This is a genomic window from Gemmiger formicilis, assembly GCF_016901605.1.
Classification (GTDB): domain Bacteria; phylum Bacillota; class Clostridia; order Oscillospirales; family Ruminococcaceae; genus Gemmiger; species Gemmiger formicilis_B.
Map to the genome: position 1 here is coordinate 1 of NZ_JACJKP010000032.1, position 20368 is coordinate 20368.

Consider the following 20368-nt stretch of genomic DNA (forward strand, 5'->3'; position numbering starts at 1 on the left):
GCTGCGCCTGGCGGAAGGAGAATACCGCTTTGCCTGCCTGGTGTGGGACCATGAACCGCTGCCCAGCGGCGAGCTGGTGAAGCTGGCCGCCGACGCTCTGGGTTGGAAAAAGAGTACCACCTACACGGTGCTGAAAAAACTGTGTGAACGGGGCGTGCTGCAAAACGAGGGCGGCACTGTGACCAGCCGGGTGGCCAAACAGGCCGTTCAGTGTGCCGAGAGTGCTGCCGTGGTGGACAAGACCTTTGGCGGCAGTCTGCCCCGGTTTGTGGCGGCGTTTTTGAGCGCCAAGCCCATCAGTGACGCTGAAGCTGCCGAGATTCGCGCCTTGCTGGACGCCGCCCACGACAAGGAGGTGTGACCTATGCGTGACGCCGTGCTGCACTTTTTGCTACTCAGCCTGTGGGGCGGTGCGGCAGCTCTGGGGGCACTGGCCGTCAGTGCGCTGCTGCGGCGGGTGCATACCCCCAGCCGGATGCTTTGCTGGCTGTGGCTGGCGGTGGGGCTGCGTTTTGCCCTGCCCTGGGGGATACCTCTTACCTTGCCGCGCCCCCGCAATGAACAACTGGCACAGGCTGCCGATACGGTCCAGGCCCTGACAGAAGGCCCCGCCCCCGCTCCGGCGCCGGTGATCCAGGCGCCTGCTGCGGTAGCTGCATCCGCCGCGCCCTGGTACACCCAGCTGACGGTGTGGCACCTGCTGGCCGCCGTCTGGGCGGTGGGGGTGCTGGTGCTGGCGGTACGGGCGGTGGCCGGGTATGCCCGGCTGCGGCACGCCGTGGCTCTGGCCTGCAAAACGGGGGATGGCTGCTACAGCGGGGACTGTGTGCCCGCGCCCTTTACGCTGGGCATCTTCCGCCCGCGCATCTACCTGCCCGCGGCGCTTACCGGCGCGGCCCGGCAAGCGGTGGTTTTGCATGAGCGCACCCACCTGCGCCGTCATGACCCCCAGATCAAGCCGCTGTTTTATGCGGTGGTTTGCCTGCACTGGTTCAATCCGCTGGCCTGGCTGGCCTTCCGCCAACTGGAACGGGAGATGGAATCCGCCTGCGACGAAGCCGCCGTGCGGGACTGTGATGCCGCCGCCCGCAATGCCTATTGCGAGAGTATTTTACAGTATGCCTTGCAGGGGCGGATGGCGCCGGGGTCCCTGGCCTTCGGGCAGGGCAGCGTCAAGACCCGCATTGTGCATTTGCTGCACTACCGCAAAATTGGTGCCGGGGCGCTGGTAGTCTGCGCGGCAGCGGTGGGCCTTAGTGTCACCGCCTGCATGATGCAGCCCCAGGTGGAGGAAGCCACCCCCGAGACCGCCGAAACCACCCAGTCCGAACCCGCGCCCCAGTCCACCGCCACACCGGAGAATGCCGTGACCTTTACGGCCAACACGGCGGGCCTGCCCAACCTGGATGACCCTGAAAACAGCCCCCGATTCCTATGCCCGGTGGAGTATGAGTATGTCAGTAGCTACATGAATGAAGGTCACCTGGGAGACGATTTGGTGGCCGATATTGGCACGCCGGTGTATGCGGCCCAGGGCGGCGTGGTGACCTACGCGGATTACCACTTCAGTTTTGGGTATTGCGTGATCCTGGACCACGGCACCGGGATGGACGGCAACCGGTGGTCCACCCTCTATGCCCATATGGATGGTTATACGGTGGCCAACGGCCAGACGGTCAAGGCCGGGGACCTTATCGGCCATGTGGGTACCAGCGGTTATTCCACAGGCCCGCATCTGCATTTTGAAGTGTTACTAAACGGCGGTGTGACGCAACCCCGCTATCTTACCGCCTATCGGGAAGAAGATACCCAGCCCCTCACCGCCGAAATGGCCCAGGAACTGCTGGCCCAAGCGGCGGAAAACCAGAGTACTTCCGAGGACCCTTTGCCGCTGAAAAGCCAGACATTGGCCGAAACGCTGGCATCCCTGCAGGATCAGCTGGACCAACTGAAGGACAAGCGGGATGAACTGCAGGTTTCTATGGACACCTTGGCGGCCGGAACCACCGACCAGGAAAAAGAACTGGCGGAAAACTACCGGCAGCAGATCGACTTGTTTGACCAACAGATTCAGTTACTCGAAAACCAAATTCAGGTGATCCAGCAACAGCTGGAGGAGGAGCAGGCGAAGGAGGATGCCCAGTCTGCCCAGGCCCAGATCCAGCAACAGATCGATGCCGCCCAGTCCTCCGGCAGCGCGGGCACCGACCCGGCGCTGGACGCAGGGGAAGAGGCTGCCCGCCAGCAACTGGATGCTGCCGCCGAACAGCTGGACAGTTATTTTTCAGGCAGTCCGAATCAAAACGGCTGAACGAAAATCTCAAAAAATTGACATTTTTGCCGTCCGGGTATATCCTTGTATTGGATAAGGAGTGGCAAAAATGCAACAAACAAAAGAACAAACTTTCGCCCGTTGGGGGTTCTATCTGCTGGGTATGGTGCTGCTGGCACTGGGCCTGACGCTGAACACCAAGACGGGCCTTGGGGCATCGGCCATTGTGTCGGTGCCCTTTACCGTGAGCCAGACAACCGGCTGGGATTTTGGCAACCTGACGCTGGTGGTCTACTGCCTGTTTGTGGCGGCGCAGTTTGTCATCAAGGGTAAAAAAAGGCGCTGGACCGACCTGCTGCAAATTCCGCTGAGCATCGTGTTCACCCGTTTTCTCAATATTTTTGGAGCGGTGATCCCTTACAAAAGCGGCAACCTGCCCGCCGACCTGGCGCTGCTGGTGGCGGCCATTCTGCTTACCGGCGTGGGCGCGGCTATGACGGTGGATATGCAGCTGATTCCCAACCCCGGGGATGGCATTGTCAGTGTCATCTCTCAGGTGAGCGGCCGGGAACTGGGCTTCTGCAAAAACTGCTTTGACCTGGGCTGCGTCAGTCTTTCGCTGATCATCGGTTTTTGCTTCGGCAATCCGCTGGCCGGTGTGGGCCTTGGTACCTTCATCTCTATGGTGGGGGTGGGGCGCGCCATTGCAGGTTTTAACGCCCTGTGCAAAACAAAACTGGTGCAGGCCTCCGGTCTGGCCTGATAAAAGCAAAAAGGGACTGCCCCCAGGCAGTCCCTTTTTTTGTTTGGGTACGGTCATACGCCGCGCCGCCGCCAGATGCTTTCTACCGCATAACGCACCGCATCAATATGGTGGTTGTTTACGTCGGGGTAGCCGGGCAGCACCTCCCCGGTGCGGTCGTCCCGTTCATACTCGTATTCACTGAACTCCGCCGCCGTGGCCGGGCAACGTTCCGGGTCAATGACAATAGCGGAAAGTCCCTGCAGCCATTTCATGCTTTCCCGCACGCTGCCGGGGCCTTTGATAGCCGCCCGGCAGGGCAGGCCCGCAGCCCGGTAGTCGGCGCAGGATTTGGGCTCGGCGGCATCCGCGGTCAGCAAGCCACCTTCGTCGCCGCCCACACCTCGCTCCACCAGCAGTTTGGCGGTGTCCCGGTTGGGGGTGCGGGTACGGGTCAGCTCGTCAAAAATCACCAGTGTGCGCTGGGCTGCGTCGTAATAAACGGCGTTGTAGGCCCAGGGGTCGGGGTACCAGCCCCAGTCCACCCCATGGTACAGCCGGTCAAAGGCAGCGATCTCCTCGTCCGGTACCGCCCGCAGAAAAAGATTGTCAAACACCGCGGCGCCGCTGCCCACCACCTCGCCACCGTATTCATGGCGGTACGCATCGGGGTTGGTCTTGCGCAGATGTTCCGCATCCGCCCAGAACCGTTCCCCCAGCCAGTCCGGCGGCAGGTCCCGGTAGGTGGAATGGTGTACCAGTTTGCCCTGCCGGGGTTCCAGCACATAGCGGTTCACCCAGCTGCGGGCCATGGCCGGCGGGTTGAAACTTTTCAGCGTCAGAGTCCAGTTCCCGCCGCGCAGAATACTCTGTTCCACGTTGCGAACCTCTTCCGGCCCTTCAAACTGGTCAAGCTCCTCGAACCAACAAAGCCCTACGGCTCCAAAAGGAACCTTCAAACTTTTGAGCTTGCCCGCATCATCCAGGCCGAAAAAGAGAATCTTTTGCCCCGTAGGCAGATAAGTGCATTCCATGGGGCTGACGGTGCAGCGGAAATACCGGGCACACCCCAGCGCACCGATGGCCCATACAATCTGATTGTACACGCTGTTGCGCAGGGTGCCCGCTACCTTGCGCAGTACCACCGCATGGCAGTCGGGGTGGCGCAGCAGCTGGTATACCAGCTCCAGCGAAAGATAGCTGGACTTGCCCGAACCGCGCCCGCCTTTGGCCACCACTTCCTGCACGGTGCCGCGGCGGATGGCCGTGTGTACCGGCCAGAACACCGGTGCCATGATTTGCTTAATATAGATGCGCACAGCACCCCTCCTTTGTTATGCTTCGTCTACGATGATCACCCCCTCTGTGGTCTGGCCGTCGCCCAGGCCCAGGTGCTTGTACAGCATTTCCAGGGCGCGCAGCTTGTCCGCTACCTTGATGGGTTGACCGCTCCGCTCGGTACCGGGGTCTGCAAAGGCGATGGCGGCCAGTTCTCCCAATACATGGTCCGGCGTCAGTTCAGTCACGCATGGCATCCCTCCTTTGGGCAATCGAAAAGTCCTGCGGGAAGGGGGCTCACCGCAGGGGATTGTGACTTTATTTTACTACTATAGGTTGTGAAAAACAATGAACTTTCGGGAAAAGAATTGCTCTATTCATTGCGCAGACTGCCGGTATCGTGTCTAAAATATTTCTTGTGCAGGTGTTGCACCGCCCTGCCGGAACAGGTACAATTTATATACAAGCAAGCAGATAGTGCCGGGAAAATTCTGGCAGGTCGTTGCGGGCAGGCGGTAACCGAAAAAGCATTTTTACGCAAATTGCCGTCCCAAACCGGCCGTACATCTGCTGCGCTGCTGCCGGGGGCAGATCCCCGGCGCGCAAAATTAACAATACAGAGCTGGCTGGTTGCAGCCGAAGATCATGAAGGGAGCCTTGCGTATGAACAACCGTAAGCCGGAACTTTGCTGGCTGACTGACCCCACGGTTTTTGCCGTCAACCGGCTGGATGCCCATTCCGACCATGTGTGCTACCGCACCGAGGAAGAAGCGGAAAACGGGCGCAGCAGCCTGCGTCAAAGCCTGGATGGAGAATGGCAGTTTGCCTACAGCCCCTGCCCGGTAGCCCGCCCGGCGGACTTCTGGCAGGAGGGAGCGGACCTCTCCGCTTTCGGTACGATCCGGGTGCCGGGGCATATCGAGCTGCAGGGCTACGGAGAACTGCAGTACACCAATACCATCTATCCGTGGGACGGCCACGCCGCCCTGAACCCGCCTCAGATCGACTGGGACCACGCCCCGGTGGGGAGCTATGTGACCGAATTTACCCTGGACGAAGGTTTGCGCGGGCAAAACGTCTGTGTCAGCTTCCAGGGTGTGGAACAGGCCATGTACCTGTGGTGCAACGGGCAGTTTGTGGGCTATGCCGAGGACAGCTTTACCCCTTCGGACTTTGACCTGACCCCATGCCTGCGGGATGGTGTCAACCGCCTGTGCGTGGAAGTGCACAAGCGGTGCAGTGCTTCCTGGATCGAGGACCAGGACTTCTTCCGGTTCTCGGGTATTTTCCGGTCGGTATTCCTGTACGCCAAACCCAAGGTGCATCTGGCCGACCTCTGGCTGCAGGCCGGGCTGGAACCGGACAACATCACCGGCACCCTGACGCCCCGGCTGAAACTGGAAGGGGAAACCACCGGTGCCGCCGTGCATCTGCGTCTGACCGACAGTGAAGGCTATGTCCTGTATGACGGCCCGGTGAACGGCGATACACTGGAACTGCAGGGAGTACAGCCCTGGAGCCATGAAACGCCCACCCTGTACCATGCGGTGCTGACACTGACCGACGCAGAAGGCAATCTGCAGGAAGTGGTGCCCTATGACATCGGCTTCCGCCGGTTCGAGATGATCGACGGCATCATGTGCCTGAACGGGGAGCGCATCGTCTTTAACGGCGTGAACCGCCACGAATGGAACGCCGAAAAAGGCCGCGCCATCGGCCCCGAGGATATGTATGCTGCCATGGAGATGTTCCTGCGCAACAATATCAACGCTGTGCGCACCTGCCATTATCCCAACCAGAGCCTGTGGTATGATCTGTGTGACCGCAACGGCATTTATATGATCGATGAGGCCAACCTGGAAAGCCACGGCAGCTGGCAGCGGCTGGACCGGATCGACCCTGACTGGAACGTGCCGGGCAGCAAACCGGAGTGGAAAGACTGCGTGGTGGACCGGGCCCGCAATATGTTTGAACGGGACAAAAACCATGCGGCGGTGCTTATCTGGTCCTGCGGCAACGAGAGTTATGCCGGTGAGGACATTCTGGCCATGAGCAACTTCTTCCACGAAAACGACCCAGGCCGGCTGGTCCATTACGAAGGTGTATTCCATAACCGGGAATTTGACGTTATCAGCGATATGGAAAGCCGCATGTACGAAAAGCCCTGGAACATCCGGGCGTATCTGGAATCCAACCCCGCCAAGCCGTTTATTCTCTGCGAATACATGCACGATATGGGCAACAGCCTGGGCGGCATGGAAAGTTATATCCGCCTGGCGGAGGAATTCCCCCAGTACCAGGGCGGCTTTATCTGGGATTACATGGACCAGGCGCTGTACCACACGGACGGTGCCGGGCGCCGGGTGCTGGGGTACGGCGGCGATTTTGGGGAACGGCCCACCGACTACAATTTCAGCGGCAACGGCATTGTCTATGCCGACGGCACCCCCAAACCGGCCATGCAGGAGGTGCGGTACTGGTATGCCGACCCGCAGACCCGTGCCGCCTGGGATGCCCGCAACGCGGCTGCAGCCAAAGCGGCGGATGAAGCCCTGGCCGCCCGGTGGGCAGCCCGCCCGTCCCGGCCCCTGACCGTGGTGGAAGGGGACGGCAACCTGGGGGTACAGGGCGATGGCTTTGAGGTGCTGTTCTCGTACATCGAGGGCGGCCCGGTCTCGATGCGCATCCGTGGCAACGAGTGGCTGTGGCGTGCGCCCCGCCCGGCGGTATGGCGTGCGTCTACCGACAATGACCGGGGCTGCGGGTTCCCCCAGCGCAGTGCGGTCTGGATGGCGGCCGATGCGCTGACCCGCACCGGAAAACCGGAACAGGTGGAGATCACCGACCAGAAGGTGACAGTCCGTTACCGGTTCAAACTGCTGGGCGTGCCCCAGGCCGAGGCCGTGCTGACCTACACGGTGACGGACCGGGGCGCTATGGAAGTGGAGGCTACCTACCACGGAACACCGGAAGCACCGGAATTGCCTTGTTTTGGCGTAAAGTTCCAGACGGCGGCCCCGGTGGCGGTGACCCGTTGGACCGGGCTTTCCGGCGAAACCTATCCCGACCGCTGGAAAGGCGCAGCCTTTGGCAGCTTTGAGGAAGTGCCGCACCATGAACCGCATCTGGTACCGCAGGACGGCGGTATGCATATGAACACCCGGCGGGCGGTGCTGCAGCAGCGGGATAGCCGGGGCCGTACCACGGCAGCGCTGGAATTGCAAAGCTGCGGTACACCCTTCGCCTTCAGTGCGTTGCCCAACACAGCCCAGGAACTGGAAGCTGCCCAGCATCCCGATGAATTGCCCGTTACCGGCCGTACCAGCGTAACGGTACTGGGGGCCGTACGCGGTGTGGGCGGCATCGACAGCTGGTGGAGCGATGTGGAAGAGCCCTACCGTCTGGACGGAACAGCTGACTATACCGTAAAATTCCGCATTCTGCTGCGCTGAACAAGCAGGCAGCAAAAAACAGAAGGAGCGCACCCAACGGGTGCGCTCCTTCTGCTTATGGGGAAAAAACGGGAGTGTCAGATAGATTCGGTGTGCAGGAACCAGGCGAAGCCGTAGGGATACAGCTCCACATCGTTCAGGTCGTCCCGGTGGCCGCCGTACATCAGTTCATCGTAGGGGCCTTTTTCCCAGGAGGATACATGCACAAATTCCGGGCTGAAGTTGAAGAAAGCAATCAGCTTGTGGCCCTTGTACCAGCGCCCGACGCCCAGTACATGGTCGCTGCCGGTGTCAAAGGTCCATACATCTGCCTGGGCGTCAAAGGCCTGTTCCTTGGCGCGGATCTCTTCCAGACGGCGCAGACCTTCAAACTGTTTGCCCTGGCGGGTAGTGGAGTCATGGCGCAGTTCCGCCAGATCCCACTGGAAATTGCCCCGGTGCAGGTAACGGCTGTCATCCCACTTTTCGGGATCGTCGTGGTAAGTGTAGTCGTTCAGCTGGCCGATTTCATCGCCGCTGTACAGCACGGGAATACCGCTTTGTACCAACATCCAGGCGTGCAGCATCAGATCGCAGCTGATAGCCCGTTCCATCTTGAAGGGGTCCTGCTCAAAGTCGGCTGCTTCCACGCCGCACAGCGAGGCGGTGGTGCCGCACAGGCGGGCATCACCCAGCCGCGGGTCATCGTTGTACAGCTCGCCGCGGCTGTCGCTGCCGGGCCATTTGCCGGTGAACCAGTCATTCAGATATTTCTTGTGGGCTACTTCCTCCGTGCCGAACCGGGCACCCAGCCAGGGGTAATCCAGACCCCAGCCGATATCATCGTGGCAGCGCAGGTAGTTCAGGAACAGGAAGTCCCGGGGCAGGGCACAGACGGTATCCATCTGGTGCCGCAGCAGCGAAACATCCGCCGTGGCCAGAGAATTCCAGGTGGTGGCCATGGTGGTCACGTTGTAGAGCATGTGGCATTCCGGCTTTTCCGGCATACCAAAGTAGGGTACGACCTTGGCCGGTTCCATGACCACCTCACCCAGCAGCAGTACGCTGGGGCATACGATCTCGCAGACCATGCGCATCATCCGCACCAGAGTATGTACCTGGGGCAGGTTGCGGCAGGTGGTGCCCAGTTCTTTCCAGATATAGGGCACAGCGTCCAGACGGATAACGTCGATACCGCGGTTGGTCAGGTAGAGCAGGTTTTCGGTCATGTCGTTGAAAACAACAGGGTTCGCATAGTTCAGGTCCCACTGGTAGGGGTAGAAGTTGGTCATGACCACCTGCTGGCAGTCATCCAGCCAGGTAAAGCTGCCCGGCGCCGTGGTGGGGAACACCTGGGGCACAGTCTTTTCAAACTCGTTGGGAATATCCCAGTTGTCATAGAAGAAGTAACGGTCACGGTAGCCAGGTTCCCCGGCGCGGGCCTTCTTGGCCCACTCGTGGTCCTCGCTGGTGTGGTTCATCACAAAGTCCAGGCAGAGGCTCATGCCCTTCTCGCGGCAGGCATCGGCCAGGTGTTCCAGGTCGGCCATGGTGCCCAGTTCCGGCTGCACGGTGCGGAAATCCGCTACCGCATAACCGCCGTCGCTGCGGCCCTTGGGGCTTTGCAGCAGCGGCATCAGGTGCAGGTAGTTCACGCCGCATTCCTGGATGTAGGGCAGCTTTTCCTCCACGCCTTTCAGGGTGCCTGCAAAGGCGTTGGTATACATCATCATACCCAGCAGATCCTGCCGGCGATACCAGTTGGGGTCGGCCTCCCGGGCGGCGTCCTGGGCGCGCAGGGCCGGTTTGCGGTCAGCCCAGGCTTTGCGCAGCATGCTCACGCAGTATTCAAACGCCTGCTCGTCGCCGTGGTACAGCTCACAGTACAGCCATTTCAGTTCGTCGTAGTGGCGGGCCAGGCGGCGCTCAAAGACGGCGTCATCGCTCTCTGCCGCAGCCTTCGGGGCTTCTACAGGAGCAGCTTTCAGGGCTTCCTTCTTCGGGGCAGCCTTCAGCTTTTCGGGCACGGGCGCGGCAGCCAGTTTCTCCTGCTTCGGAGCGGCCTTCAACTTCTCCTGGGTGGGGGCTGCTTTCAGCTTTTCCTGTACGGGGGCTGCCTTGATCTGTTCCTGTTTCGGGGCGGCTTTCAGCGCAGGTTGGGCGGCTGCCTTTTTATTTTTTCCGGATTTCATCGGATATCCTCCTTTTTGGTGTCACACACGAACCAGATGCAGCTGCACGCTGGGGAAGTCACCCACCATCTGCGGCAGCGTATAACCGGCATACATCAAAGTGCTGCCGCTGTAAACAGCGCCGGTGTAGCGGTCGGCCTTCGCAGCGCCGTTCTCCGGGGTGGAGGTGGTACCGTAAATGTGCAGGCTTTCCACACGGTACAGAGCGTTTTCTTCCAGGCCGCGCAGGCAGAGATGCAGCGGGCGGGAGTTGGCCTCGGGATGGGTCAGGACCAGATTCACCAGGGATTCTTTTTCGGTCACGGTCTGCCAGGCGGTATACCGCGGCTCGCTGGTGGGATCGCTCAGACGGTAGTAAAGACCGTTCTGCAGCACATCGTAGTATTTTTTGAAAGTCTCGATCTGCTCTTTGACCTGTTCGCATTCTTCGTCGGTCAGTTTGCCCAGATCCAGCTCATAGCCAAAGGTGCCGCTCATGGCCACCACGGCACGGGTCCACAGCGGCGTGGTGCGGCCGGTCTGGTGGTTGGGGCAGGCCGATACATGGGCGCCCATGGTGGAAACAGGGTAGCCGAAGGAGGTGCCGTGCTGGATGGTCAGCCGCTCGATGGCGTCGGTGTCGTCGCTGCACCAGATCTGCGGGAAGTAGGCCAGCATACCGGCGTCAAAACGGCCGCCGCCGCCGGCACAGCCCTCAAACAACACGTCGGGGAAGGCTGTGGTCAACCGGTCCAGCAGGCGGTAAACGCCCAGCATATACCGGTGGGCCACTTCGCCCTGACGTTCGGGGGGCAGGGCGCGGCTGTACACATCAGACATGTTGCGGTTCATATCCCACTTGACATATTCAATGTGGTGGTTGCGCAGCAGGTTGCTCAGCACGTCGGTCAGGTAATCCACCACTTCGTCGCGGCCCATGTCCAGCACCAGCTGGTCACGGCCCATGGCGGGGTCACGGCCGGGCAGGGTCAGCGCCCAGTCATGGTGGGCACGGTACAGGTCGGAATCCTCGCTGATCATCTCGGGTTCCACCCAGATGCCGAACTTCATGCCCAGGGCGTTCACGCGCTCGATCAGCGGATTCAGGCCGCCGGGCAGTTTGTCCTCGTTTACATACCAGTCGCCCAGGCCGCTGTTGTCATCGTTGCGTTTGCCGAACCAGCCATCGTCCAGCACCAGCATTTCCACACCCAGGCTGGCGGCCTTTTCGGCAATGCGGCAGATGGTGTCGGTGGTGAACTGGAAGTAGGTGGCCTCCCAGTTGTTGATCAGCACCGGGCGGCGGGTAAAGCGGAAGGGGCTGCGGCAGATGTTGTGCCGCACAAAATGTTGGTACCGCTGGGACAGCGCGTTCAGTCCGTCCGGGGCGCAGCAAAGCAGCACTTCCGGTGCGGTAAAGGATTCATCGGGCTTGAGTTCCCAACGGAAACGCTCATCATGAATGCCGCTGACCACACGGGTGGAGCCGTTCTGGTCCACCTCAATATCGGTGCGGTGGCTGCCGGAATAGACCAGCATCATGCCGTAGCACAGGCCGGAGGTTTCGGTAGCATTGCGGTCGCACAGGATCACAAAGGGGTTGTGGTGGTGGCTGGAAGCGCCCCGGGTGGAAGAAACCGTCTGGATGGCGTTGGCCAGCGGAGTGCGCTGCATCTGCCGTTCCATGGCGTGGCGGCCATGGAAATGGATCATATCCCACTGGCCGAAAGGCAGGTCCAGGCACATGGAAGCAACTTTTTCCAGCTGCAGGGTGCCGGTGCCGTTGTTGCGCAGCCGCACTGCCCGGGTAATGATATCCTGGTCGGCAAATACGCCGTACAGAAGATCCAGTTCCAGGCCGGTTACAAGATCACGCAGGGTGATGCAGAGGGTTTCGGCATCGCCGTTTTCCTCATGGGCGCTGGGCAGGCCTTCCAGAGAATACTTGCCGCGCTGGATACGGTAGGAAACATAGACAAAATCCGCACCGGCGGCGCCAGCCTCATTGCGCACCACCACGCAGGACAACCGGAAATCCCCCACGTTGCAGCCGGTGTATTCCTGGGGCAAAACGTCAGGCGAAACGCCCCGTTCCCGGCGGCAGGGGTAATAGTCCGGCGAAAAACCGTGGTCGGCAGGGGGGAACAGAGCGCTCAGGTCGCCCTGGCCGATGCTGCGTCCGTAATACAGGTGCAGCAGATGCCCGCGTTCATCCACCCGCATACGGTAACTGGTGCGGGCAGTCTCCAGTGAAAAAATGCTTGTGGCGGTGTCGAATTGAATGCCCATAAAAGGACCTCCTGAAAAAAGTATATAGACAGTGCCGGACCGGTACCAGGAGAGAAAAGGGTCCGGGCACACTGTTTTCCAAAGAAACAGCGGCAGGCAGGCGGACCGGATGCACCGGCCGTCCGCCTGCCGCTGGAGTGCCTGTTTTCAGGCGATAAAAGCGATGGGACGAATTATTTGCCGCCGGTCATCGCAATGCCTTGGATGAACTGTTTCTGGAACAGCAGATACAGGATGACCATGGGGATCATGGCCAGAAGGCTGCCGGCCATCAGGACCGGGAAGTTGGTGGTGTACTGGCCGTTCAGGGTGGAAAGGCCGGCAGAAAGAGTCATCATGTTCAAATCGGTGTTGCAGATCAGCGGCCACATCAGGTCGGAGTAAGCAAACACGGCGGTAAAGATCGCCAGAGCGGCGCAGCTGGAACCGGTCAGGGGGAACATGACCTTGCTGAAGGTCTGCCACTTGGTGCAGCCGTCCAGATAGGCGGCCTCGGCGATTTCATTGGGAATGCCCAGGTAGGTCTGCCGCAGGAAGAAGGTACCGAAAGCGGAAACCAGGCCGGGGAACACCAGAGCGAAGATGGTGTTGGTCAGGCCCATGCGGGCAAGCATCAGATACTGGGGGGTGATGAAGATCTGGCTGGGCAGCATCATCTGGACCAGCACGATGCCGAACAGCAGGTTCTTGCAGGGGAACTGCAGTTTGGCAAAGGCGTAACCGGCCATGGAACTGAAGATGACGGCGCAGAGCACGCGGAAGACGATCAACAGGGCGGTGTTGACGTACAGGTTAAAGAAGGGCAGGCTGGCCAGGGCGGTGACGAAGTTGTCAAAATTCCACTGGGAGGGCAGAATCTGCGGCGGAATGGCCATGGATTCTGCCTGGGTCTTGAAGCTGGTCAAGAGCATCCAGACAAAGGGGAAGATCATCAGGATGCTGCCCAGGATCAGGACAACATACGTCAGCGTGGTGGAAAGCCGCTTGTTGCTTTTCATACTGGTATTCATACTTTACACCTCACACCTCGTAATTGACCCACTTTTTCTGGCCCCAGAACTGGAAGAGGGTGACAACACCGATCAGCAGCACGGTCCAGACAACGATGGCGGACGCATAGCCCTTGTCGCCGGCAATAAAGCTCTCACGATAGAACAGGGACATCAAGCTTTGGGCGTCGTTCAGGGCGGGGTTGGCGTCATCCACCATCATGTAGATCAGGTCGAAGACCTTCAGGGAGGACATCAGACGCATGATCATAACCACGAACAGGGTGGGCGAAACCATGGGCAGCGTGATGGAGAAGAACTGTTTGACCTTGCCGGCACCGTCCAGGTCGGCAGCCTCATACAAGGTAGCCGAGACGTTCTGCAGGCCGGCCAGCAGCAACACGGCGTCGTAGCCGATGTTGGACCAGATCTGGACCACAGCGCAGGTGAAAAGTACGAAGCGGGAATCGGTCAGCCAACCGACGTTGGTACCCAGCATCGTATTGATAATACCATACTGGGAGTTAAAAATCCACTTCCAAACCATGGCGACGGCGGCAGGCGCCACGACCATGGGCAGGAAGAAGATGGCGCGGAAGGTGGTGCGGCCGCGGATCTTGCTGTTGAGCAATACAGCAACCAGCAGCGCCAGGAAGATGCCTACCGGCACCGTCAGGATACAGAACAGGATGGTGTTCCCGGTTGCCTTCCAGAATTCGGCGTTCTGGAACATCTCCACGTAGTTGTCGATGCCTTCGAACTCAAACATGCCGAAGGGCAGCGACTTGGAAAAGCTCATGTAAATGGCCTGAATAAAAGGCCAGATGTTCAAAACCAGCAGGCCGATGATGGTGGGCGCCACCATGATGAGGCCCCACTTGGCACCGTCACGGGCAAGCTTCGATGTCTTTTGCATTACGCATCCTCCTCCGGGTAATATTCGGCACTGGCCTCATCCACAATGTCCTGCATGGTCTGCAGACCGGTATCCAGGTCCAGTTCACCGGTGTAGATCTTCAGCAGCGTGTCGCTGACGGGGGTCTTCCACTCGGGGCGGGCGGCGTTGTTCACGCTCTGGACGCAGTAGTCAAACATGTCGATGAAGGGCTGCACGTTGATGGGATACTCATCAAAGACACCCACCCAGGTTTCTTCCAGGCCTTCGTAGGCGGGAATGGCGGCGCCGCTCTCGCCCTGGATGCGCTGGCCTTCTTCACTGCCGAAGAACTTCAGCACGTCCTTGACGATGTCCAGGTGTTTGTTGGTGGCGCTGGTGGCGTAGCTCAAACCGTTGGAGATGGAAGCGCGGCCGTCACCGTTGATGGGATCGGGGCACTTGGGCAGAACGGCCACATCCCACTTGCCCACCATGTCGGGGTAGTTCTGCAGCTCGCTCAGGATGTTCCAGTCGCCTTCAAAGAACATGGCGCCCTTTTCAGAGAAGAAGGCGGTGCCGGGCGCGGTTTCGGCAAAGTAGTTCTGGTCAGGGCACCATTCGTTGTCCTGCAGGCCGATGTAGAATTCCATGCCCTTCTTGGTGGCCGGGTCGGTAAAGTTGCCGCGGGTCTTGTCCTCGGTCAGGATGCTGCCGCCTGCCTGGTACACAAAGTTCCAGTAACCCAGCTGGTCGTCACCGTAGGCCATGTAGCCGTACTTGCCGGTGGCGTCGTAGATCTTCTGCGAAGCTTCGCACAGATCATCCCAGGTCCAGGTTTCGTCAGGGTAGGCAACACCGGCGGCATCAAACATCTCCTTGTTGTACACAAGGCCGACGGTGTCCTTGTCCTTGGGTACGGCATACAGGGTGCCGTCGGAACCGCTGGCGTTGGCCAGCGAAATCTCCGAGAAATGCTCGGTCTCCACAATGTCGGAGCAGTCGGCCAGCTTGCCGTAGTCGGCATACTTCAGGATCTCGTTGGTGTGCATCCAGAAGATGTCGGGCATCTGGTTGGAGATGGCGGCAGCTTCCAGCTTGGTCCAGTATTCATCCCAGCTGGTGACCTGCACTTCAATGTGGACGTTGGGATGCTGCTCGGTGTAGGCGTCACACATCGCCTGCATGCCGTCGCGCTGCGCAACGTCCCAGATCTGGAACGTCAGGTTCACGGTACCGTCGGCGCTGTCCGATCCGCATGCGGTCAGGCCCGTGGCTAAACCAGCCGTCAGGCACGTCGCCATCAACCCGGCAACCAACTTCCGTTTGATGTTCATAAGATGTCTTCCTCCTGTTGATCATTTGCAGTGGTTCTGCAGTGGTTCGCTGCCCGCCCGGCCGGTGCGGCAGTGGGAGAATGGGTTTTCGCTAATTTGATGAAATTTCTTTGAAAATTTTGTGCAATGTGCACTATGCACAAAATATTTCCCGAATCAGTAGCTTTATTATACAATTTGTTCAACCTGTCGTGAATATCTTTATCCCACTTTTTATATCTCAATTTGTAGGATTTCTGCGATTTTTATTGAAGTGTAGACGCATTATGGTATATAATGGGTGTAAACAAAATAAGGGGGAAAGCCGGATGCAGCATAAAGAGGACGTTTTTACCGAAAATAAGCTCAAATTCCATGTATTCCAGGATGAACGGTTCGTAGATCTGACCCTCTACCAGTACGGATGGGAACGCAACGAGCCGCTGCATTCCTACGGCCCCCACAAGCGGGACCATTACCTGTTCCATTATGTGATCTCGGGCCGGGGCACCCTGTATGCCAACGAGCAGACCTACCATATTGAGGGCGGACACGGTTTTTTGATCGTGCCGGACCAGACCACCACCTATGTGGCGGATACGGATGACCCCTGGGAATATACCTGGATCGAGTTTGACGGGCTGCGTGTCAGCGAAAGTCTGAGCCTGGCAGGGCTGAGCCCGACCCAGCCGGTGTATACGCCGCAGAACCACGAAGCCGGTCTGACCTTGCAGGAACAGATGATGTACATTGTCAACCATCCCCAGGACAGCCCGGTGCGGCAGATCGGCAACGGCTTTTTGTTCCTGGACCAGCTGGTACAGTCCTCGGTTGCGCGGCGCCTGCCCAGCCAGCGCCGGCTGCGGGACTTTTATATGAAGGAAGCGCTTTCTTTTATTGAGCAGAATTACCAGCGGGATATCTCCATTGAAGAGATCGCGGCGTTCTGCGGGTTGAACCGCAGTTACTTCGGCAAGGTGTTCCGGGACTCCATGGGGGAAAGCCCCCAGGCGTTTTTACTCCATTACCGTATGGCGCGGGCGGCCCAGATGCTCAAAGAAACGACGCTGCCCATCGGCACCATCAGTACCATGGTCAGTTATGCCAACCAGCTGCATTTTTCCCGGGCGTTCAAATCGGTGTACGGGGTGGCACCCCGAACTTACCGGCAGACCCATTTTATCCGCAAGGAAGAAAAGTTACCGGGCGGTACTGTTTGACAGCTGCCCCCGGCTGCGGTATGCTACATCCAAGGGAGGAAACACCTATGGAATTTGCCCAATACTTTCCCGTATGGGATAAACTGACCCCCGCCTGGCAGCGGGATCTTGCCGCGGCGGCGGTGCTGCGCAAAGTGCCCGCCGGTACACTGCTGCATAACGGCAGCGCCGACTGCATCGGCTTTTTGCTGGTGCGTACCGGCCAGCTGCGGGCATACATTCTTTCCGATGAAGGGCGCGAGATCACCCTGTACCGGCTGTTTGCCCGGGATATGTGCCTGCTGTCAGCTTCCTGCATTCTGCGGGGGCTGCAGTACGATGTGGCCATTCAGGCGGAAAAAGATACCGAGCTGTGGCAGATTCCGGCCCAGCGCTACAAGCAGCTGATGGAGGAATCCGCTCCGGTGGCCAACTACACCAACGAGGTGATGGCCACCCGCTTTTCGGATGTGATGTGGCTTATGGAGCAGATCTTGTGGAAAAGTTTCGATAAACGGCTGGCGGCCTTTTTGCTGGAAGAAAGCGCTCTGGAAGGGGGCACGGTGCTCAAGACCACCCACGAGATTATCGGGCATCATCTGGGGTCCCCGCGGGAAGTGGTCACCCGGATGCTGCGCTACTTCCAGGAGGAAGGGCTGGTAAGGCTGTCCCGGGGTACGGTGGAACTGCTGGACCCTGCCCGCCTGCAAACCCTGGCGGAAGGATAAAAAAGAAATCCCGACCGGCGGATACCTGCCGATCAGGACAGCAATAAGACAAAAACGCGTTCCAGTGGCCGGGGTACGGCGCAGGAACGCGTTTTTGTTGTGATGATGAGTTCGGGAGGAAGGGAGGCAACCGCCAAACCTGAACCACCCGTTGGAGGTGCGCTGGGCAGGCGCGTTTATTTGTCCATGCCGCAGGCAAAGGCCTGATCGCTCTGGCAACGGTCAGTGGTCACCGCTTCATAGAAGCGGTAGCCGCCCGCAAAGTTGTAGCAGGTAAACCCGTGCTGGGTCAGGATGCGGCAGGCCAGATAGCTGCGCAGGCCGCTCTGGCACATAACGTACACCGGTTTGGCCGGGTCCAGTTCGTTCAACCGGTCCCGCAGTTCGTCCAACGGTAAGTTGATAAAGCCGTCGGCGTGGCCCCTGCTGTATTCGCCGGTAGTGCGGGTATCCAGCAGCGTTATGCTGCCATCCCGGGGCAGGGCAGTCAGTTCGTCCAGCCGGAACTGCTTCACCTTGCCGGTGAGCAGGTTTTCCATCATATAGCCAGCCATATTTACCGGATCTTTGGCCGAGGAGTAGGGCGGTGCATAGGCTAGATCCAGTTCGGTCAGGTCGGCGGCGGTCATGCCCGCCCGGATGGCGGTGGCCAATACGTCGATGCGCTTGTCCACGCCGTCAGAACCTACGATCTGGGCCCCCAGCAGCTTGCCGGTGCTGCGCTCAAACAGGACCTTCATGGTCATTACGCGGCCACCGGGGTAGTATCCGGCGTGATTCATGGGGGAGAGCACCACGGCCTCCACATCCAGCCCCGCCCGGCGGGCGGCGGCTTCGTTCAGACCGGTGGCAGCAGCCGTCAGATCAAAGATTTTCAGCACCGAACTGCCCTGAGAGCCCTTGTACCGACTGTCGCCGCCAGTGATGTTGTCCGCTGCAATGCGGCCCTGTTTGTTGGCGGGTCCTGCCAGAGCGATGAGGGCGGGTTGCCCGGTAACAAAGTGGTTGACCTGCACCGCGTCACCCACGGCGTAAATGTCCGGGTCGGAGGTCTGCATCCGGTCGTTGACCAGAATGCTGCCCTTCAGGCCCAGTTCCAGCCCGGCCTCGGCAGCCAGACGGCTGTCCGGCGTCACACCGATGGCCAGAATGACCATGTCTGCCTGCAAGGGCTGCTCGTCTTTGAGCAGTACCTGCACGCCGCCTTCCGATTCGGCAAAACCTTCCACCGTGTGGCCCAGGGCCAGCCGGACACCGTGAGCGCGCACTTCCCGGTGGATCAGCGCCGCCATGTCGGCATCAAAGGGAGTCATCAGCTGTTTGGGGCGCTGTACGATGGTCACGTCCAGCCCGCGCTCCCGCAAATTCTCGGCTAGTTCCAGGCCGATGAAACCGCCGCCGGCCAGCACCACCGATTTCGGGTGCTGCGTATCCACAAAGCGGCGGATGCGCAGGGTGTCCTCCACGGTGCGCAGGGTGAACAGACGGTCCAGACCCACGCCGGGCAGTGCGGGCTGGGTGGGCCGGGCACCGGGGGCCAGCAGCAGTTTATCGTAAGATTCCTGGAAAACTTCGCCGGTGGCAAGATTGCGTACCGTCACCGTTTTGGCGCTGCGGTCAATGGCAGTGACTTCGTGGCGGACCTTCATCTGCACCCGGAACCGCTCATAAAAGCTTTCCGGGGTCTGCAGGGTCAGTTCCTCCTGATCTTCGATCACGCCGCCGATGTAATAGGGCAGGCCGCAGTTGGCGTAAGAAACAAACCCCGACCGCTCAAAAACAACGATCTCTGCGGTTTCGTCCAGCCGGCGCAGCCGGGCTGCCGCGGTGGCACCGCCTGCCACACCGCCTACGATGACGACTTTCATCTTATCGTTCCACCTTTCCGTGATAGTTCATGATACCGCCGATGTTGGTCACCTTGGTGTAGCCCATACGCTGCAGCTGACCGGTGGCCTGCCCGGAACGGGCGCCGCTGCGGCAGTACACATACAGCGGGGTATCCTTGGCAGGCGCTACCGATGCAATGCCTTCCAGCGATTGCAGCGGCAGGTTCCGGGCGCTGGGAAGATGGCCTTCGGCGTATTCTTCCGGGGTTCGCACATCCAGCAGCAGCGCGCCCGGTGTGTTCCGGCATTCCTGCAGTCCGGCGTCGATGTCCGGCCCGCGCAGAAAATCAAAGAATCCCATGGTTCAGCCCTCCTGTACCAAGGCCAGAATCTGGGCCTTGGGGCGGGCGCCCACCACCCGCTGGGTGATGCGGCCGTTCTTTACCACCATCAGGGTGGGAATGCTCATGATCTGGAACTGGGCGGCCAGTTCGGGCTCCTGGTCTACGTTGATCTTGCCAACCTTGATTTCGGGATGTTCGGCGGCGATCTCTTCCACCAGGGGAACTACCATACGGCAGGGACCGCACCAGTCAGCCCAGAAGTCCAGCAGTACGGGACGGTCGGCGTTCAGAACCTCGGATTGGAAATTGTTTTTGGTAATATGCAGCACAGACATTGTTTTGTCCTCCTTGTTGTTCATTGTGGTATCAGTATACACCCGCGGGCTGTCGTTTTCTGTGATGAGGTCACATAAACCGGAAAGAGAACAAAAAAGAAGCCCAAATGCCCGCTGTTTTGCCCGGTAAGGAGCCTTCCCCGGCAAAAATACAGGCCTGTATACCTCATTATAAAGAAAAACCGCACCGGTTTCCATACGGTGCGGTTTTGTCTGCTGCAAAATCAGCAGTATTTTTTCACAATGGCTTCCATCTGGTCCCAGCAGCCTTCCATATCCTGCACCAGTTTGAACTGGGTGCGGGCACGGTCCAGGTTCTGGCCCGGACGGGTGGTGTGGAAGTAGTGGTCACCTTCCAGATAGTCGGTCAGGAAGCGGATGCCGCATTCCAGCGTCATCAGCTTGGCACCCCAGGGCAGGGTTTCCTTCTCCAGCGGGGTAAAGGCGTCACCGGCAGCCTGCAGCAGGTCAAGACGCCGGAAGATTTCTACCAGAGTGCCGTGGCCTTTGGCAACTTCCAGAAGCAGCTGGCCGGCTATCCCGCCGCCACCCTGCACGAAACCATTCCCC

General features: G+C 59.6%; 16 protein-coding genes and 1 pseudogene. 6 read left to right on the forward strand and 11 right to left on the reverse strand.

Annotation, left to right across the window (positions count from 1 at the left end; translation table 11 throughout):
- Position 1: 1 nt before the first annotated feature.
- The 3 genes from H6B10_RS04070 to H6B10_RS04080 all read left to right on the forward strand — a co-directional run bounded on the left by H6B10_RS04070 (position 2) and on the right by H6B10_RS04080 (position 3035).
- The gene (locus H6B10_RS04070; protein WP_204649947.1) at positions 2-361 is read left to right on the forward strand and encodes a BlaI/MecI/CopY family transcriptional regulator; all 360 of its coding nucleotides are present in this window, start codon (positions 2-4) and stop codon (positions 359-361) included.
- Between the two features lie 3 nt (positions 362-364).
- Complete coding sequence (locus H6B10_RS04075) at positions 365-2311, forward strand: M56 family metallopeptidase (RefSeq protein WP_204649950.1); 1947 nt, start codon at positions 365-367, stop codon at positions 2309-2311.
- A gap of 70 nt (positions 2312-2381) precedes the next feature.
- On the forward strand, positions 2382-3035 hold the full coding sequence (locus tag H6B10_RS04080; protein WP_204649952.1) for a YczE/YyaS/YitT family protein: 654 nt from the start codon (positions 2382-2384) through the stop codon (positions 3033-3035).
- 53 nt (positions 3036-3088) lie between these two features.
- Here the strand turns inward: H6B10_RS04080 and H6B10_RS04085 are convergent, their stop codons facing one another.
- On the reverse strand, positions 3089-4333 hold the full coding sequence (locus H6B10_RS04085) for a PBSX family phage terminase large subunit (RefSeq protein ID WP_204649954.1): 1245 nt from the start codon (positions 4331-4333) through the stop codon (positions 3089-3091).
- A gap of 15 nt (positions 4334-4348) precedes the next feature.
- A complete protein-coding gene (locus H6B10_RS04090) occupies positions 4349-4540 on the reverse strand; it encodes a hypothetical protein (RefSeq protein ID WP_204649958.1) in 192 nt (63 codons plus the stop codon).
- A gap of 415 nt (positions 4541-4955) precedes the next feature.
- Here H6B10_RS04090 and H6B10_RS04095 point away from each other — a divergent pair, with 415 nt between their 5' ends.
- Positions 4956-7745, forward strand: a complete 2790-nt coding sequence (locus H6B10_RS04095) for a glycoside hydrolase family 2 TIM barrel-domain containing protein (protein WP_204649960.1) — start codon at positions 4956-4958, stop codon at positions 7743-7745.
- Between the two features lie 77 nt (positions 7746-7822).
- Here the strand turns inward: H6B10_RS04095 and H6B10_RS04100 are convergent, their stop codons facing one another.
- The 5 genes from H6B10_RS04100 to H6B10_RS04120 all read right to left on the reverse strand — a co-directional run bounded on the left by H6B10_RS04100 (position 7823) and on the right by H6B10_RS04120 (position 15384).
- The gene (locus H6B10_RS04100) at positions 7823-9916 is read right to left on the reverse strand and encodes an alpha-amylase family protein (RefSeq protein ID WP_243427245.1); all 2094 of its coding nucleotides are present in this window, start codon (positions 9914-9916) and stop codon (positions 7823-7825) included.
- Positions 9917-9937: 21 nt separating this feature from the next.
- The gene (locus H6B10_RS04105) at positions 9938-12184 is read right to left on the reverse strand and encodes an alpha-galactosidase (RefSeq protein ID WP_204649963.1); all 2247 of its coding nucleotides are present in this window, start codon (positions 12182-12184) and stop codon (positions 9938-9940) included.
- A 173-nt stretch (positions 12185-12357) separates the two neighbouring features.
- Complete coding sequence (locus tag H6B10_RS04110) at positions 12358-13194, reverse strand: carbohydrate ABC transporter permease (RefSeq protein WP_204649966.1); 837 nt, start codon at positions 13192-13194, stop codon at positions 12358-12360.
- Positions 13195-13204: 10 nt separating this feature from the next.
- Positions 13205-14089, reverse strand: coding sequence for a carbohydrate ABC transporter permease (locus tag H6B10_RS04115; RefSeq protein ID WP_204649968.1), 885 nt, complete (start codon positions 14087-14089; stop codon positions 13205-13207).
- Entirely contained in the window at positions 14089-15384 is a 1296-nt protein-coding gene (locus tag H6B10_RS04120; protein ID WP_204649971.1) for an extracellular solute-binding protein, read from the reverse strand. The genes H6B10_RS04115 and H6B10_RS04120 overlap by 1 nt, the downstream gene beginning before the upstream one ends.
- Positions 15385-15692: 308 nt before the next feature.
- Between H6B10_RS04120 and H6B10_RS04125 the strand changes: the two genes are divergently transcribed.
- Positions 15693-16583 (forward strand): AraC family transcriptional regulator, encoded by an 891-nt coding sequence (locus tag H6B10_RS04125; protein ID WP_204649974.1) that lies wholly within the window; start codon positions 15693-15695, stop codon positions 16581-16583.
- A 47-nt stretch (positions 16584-16630) separates the two neighbouring features.
- The gene (locus H6B10_RS04130; protein ID WP_204649976.1) at positions 16631-17290 is read left to right on the forward strand and encodes a Crp/Fnr family transcriptional regulator; all 660 of its coding nucleotides are present in this window, start codon (positions 16631-16633) and stop codon (positions 17288-17290) included.
- A 176-nt stretch (positions 17291-17466) separates the two neighbouring features.
- Here H6B10_RS04130 and H6B10_RS04135 read toward each other — a convergent pair whose 3' ends face one another.
- From H6B10_RS04135 to H6B10_RS17955, 4 genes and pseudogenes are all read right to left on the reverse strand, one after another.
- On the reverse strand, positions 17467-19158 hold the full coding sequence (locus tag H6B10_RS04135) for a CoA-disulfide reductase (RefSeq protein ID WP_204649977.1): 1692 nt from the start codon (positions 19156-19158) through the stop codon (positions 17467-17469).
- A gap of 1 nt (position 19159) precedes the next feature.
- On the reverse strand, positions 19160-19480 hold the full coding sequence (locus H6B10_RS04140) for a rhodanese-like domain-containing protein (protein ID WP_204649979.1): 321 nt from the start codon (positions 19478-19480) through the stop codon (positions 19160-19162).
- Positions 19481-19483: 3 nt separating this feature from the next.
- Positions 19484-19798, reverse strand: coding sequence for a thioredoxin (trxA, locus tag H6B10_RS04145; protein ID WP_204649981.1), 315 nt, complete (start codon positions 19796-19798; stop codon positions 19484-19486).
- 224 nt (positions 19799-20022) lie between these two features.
- A pseudogene (locus H6B10_RS17955) lies at positions 20023-20368 on the reverse strand (phosphotransferase); the annotation flags it as partial.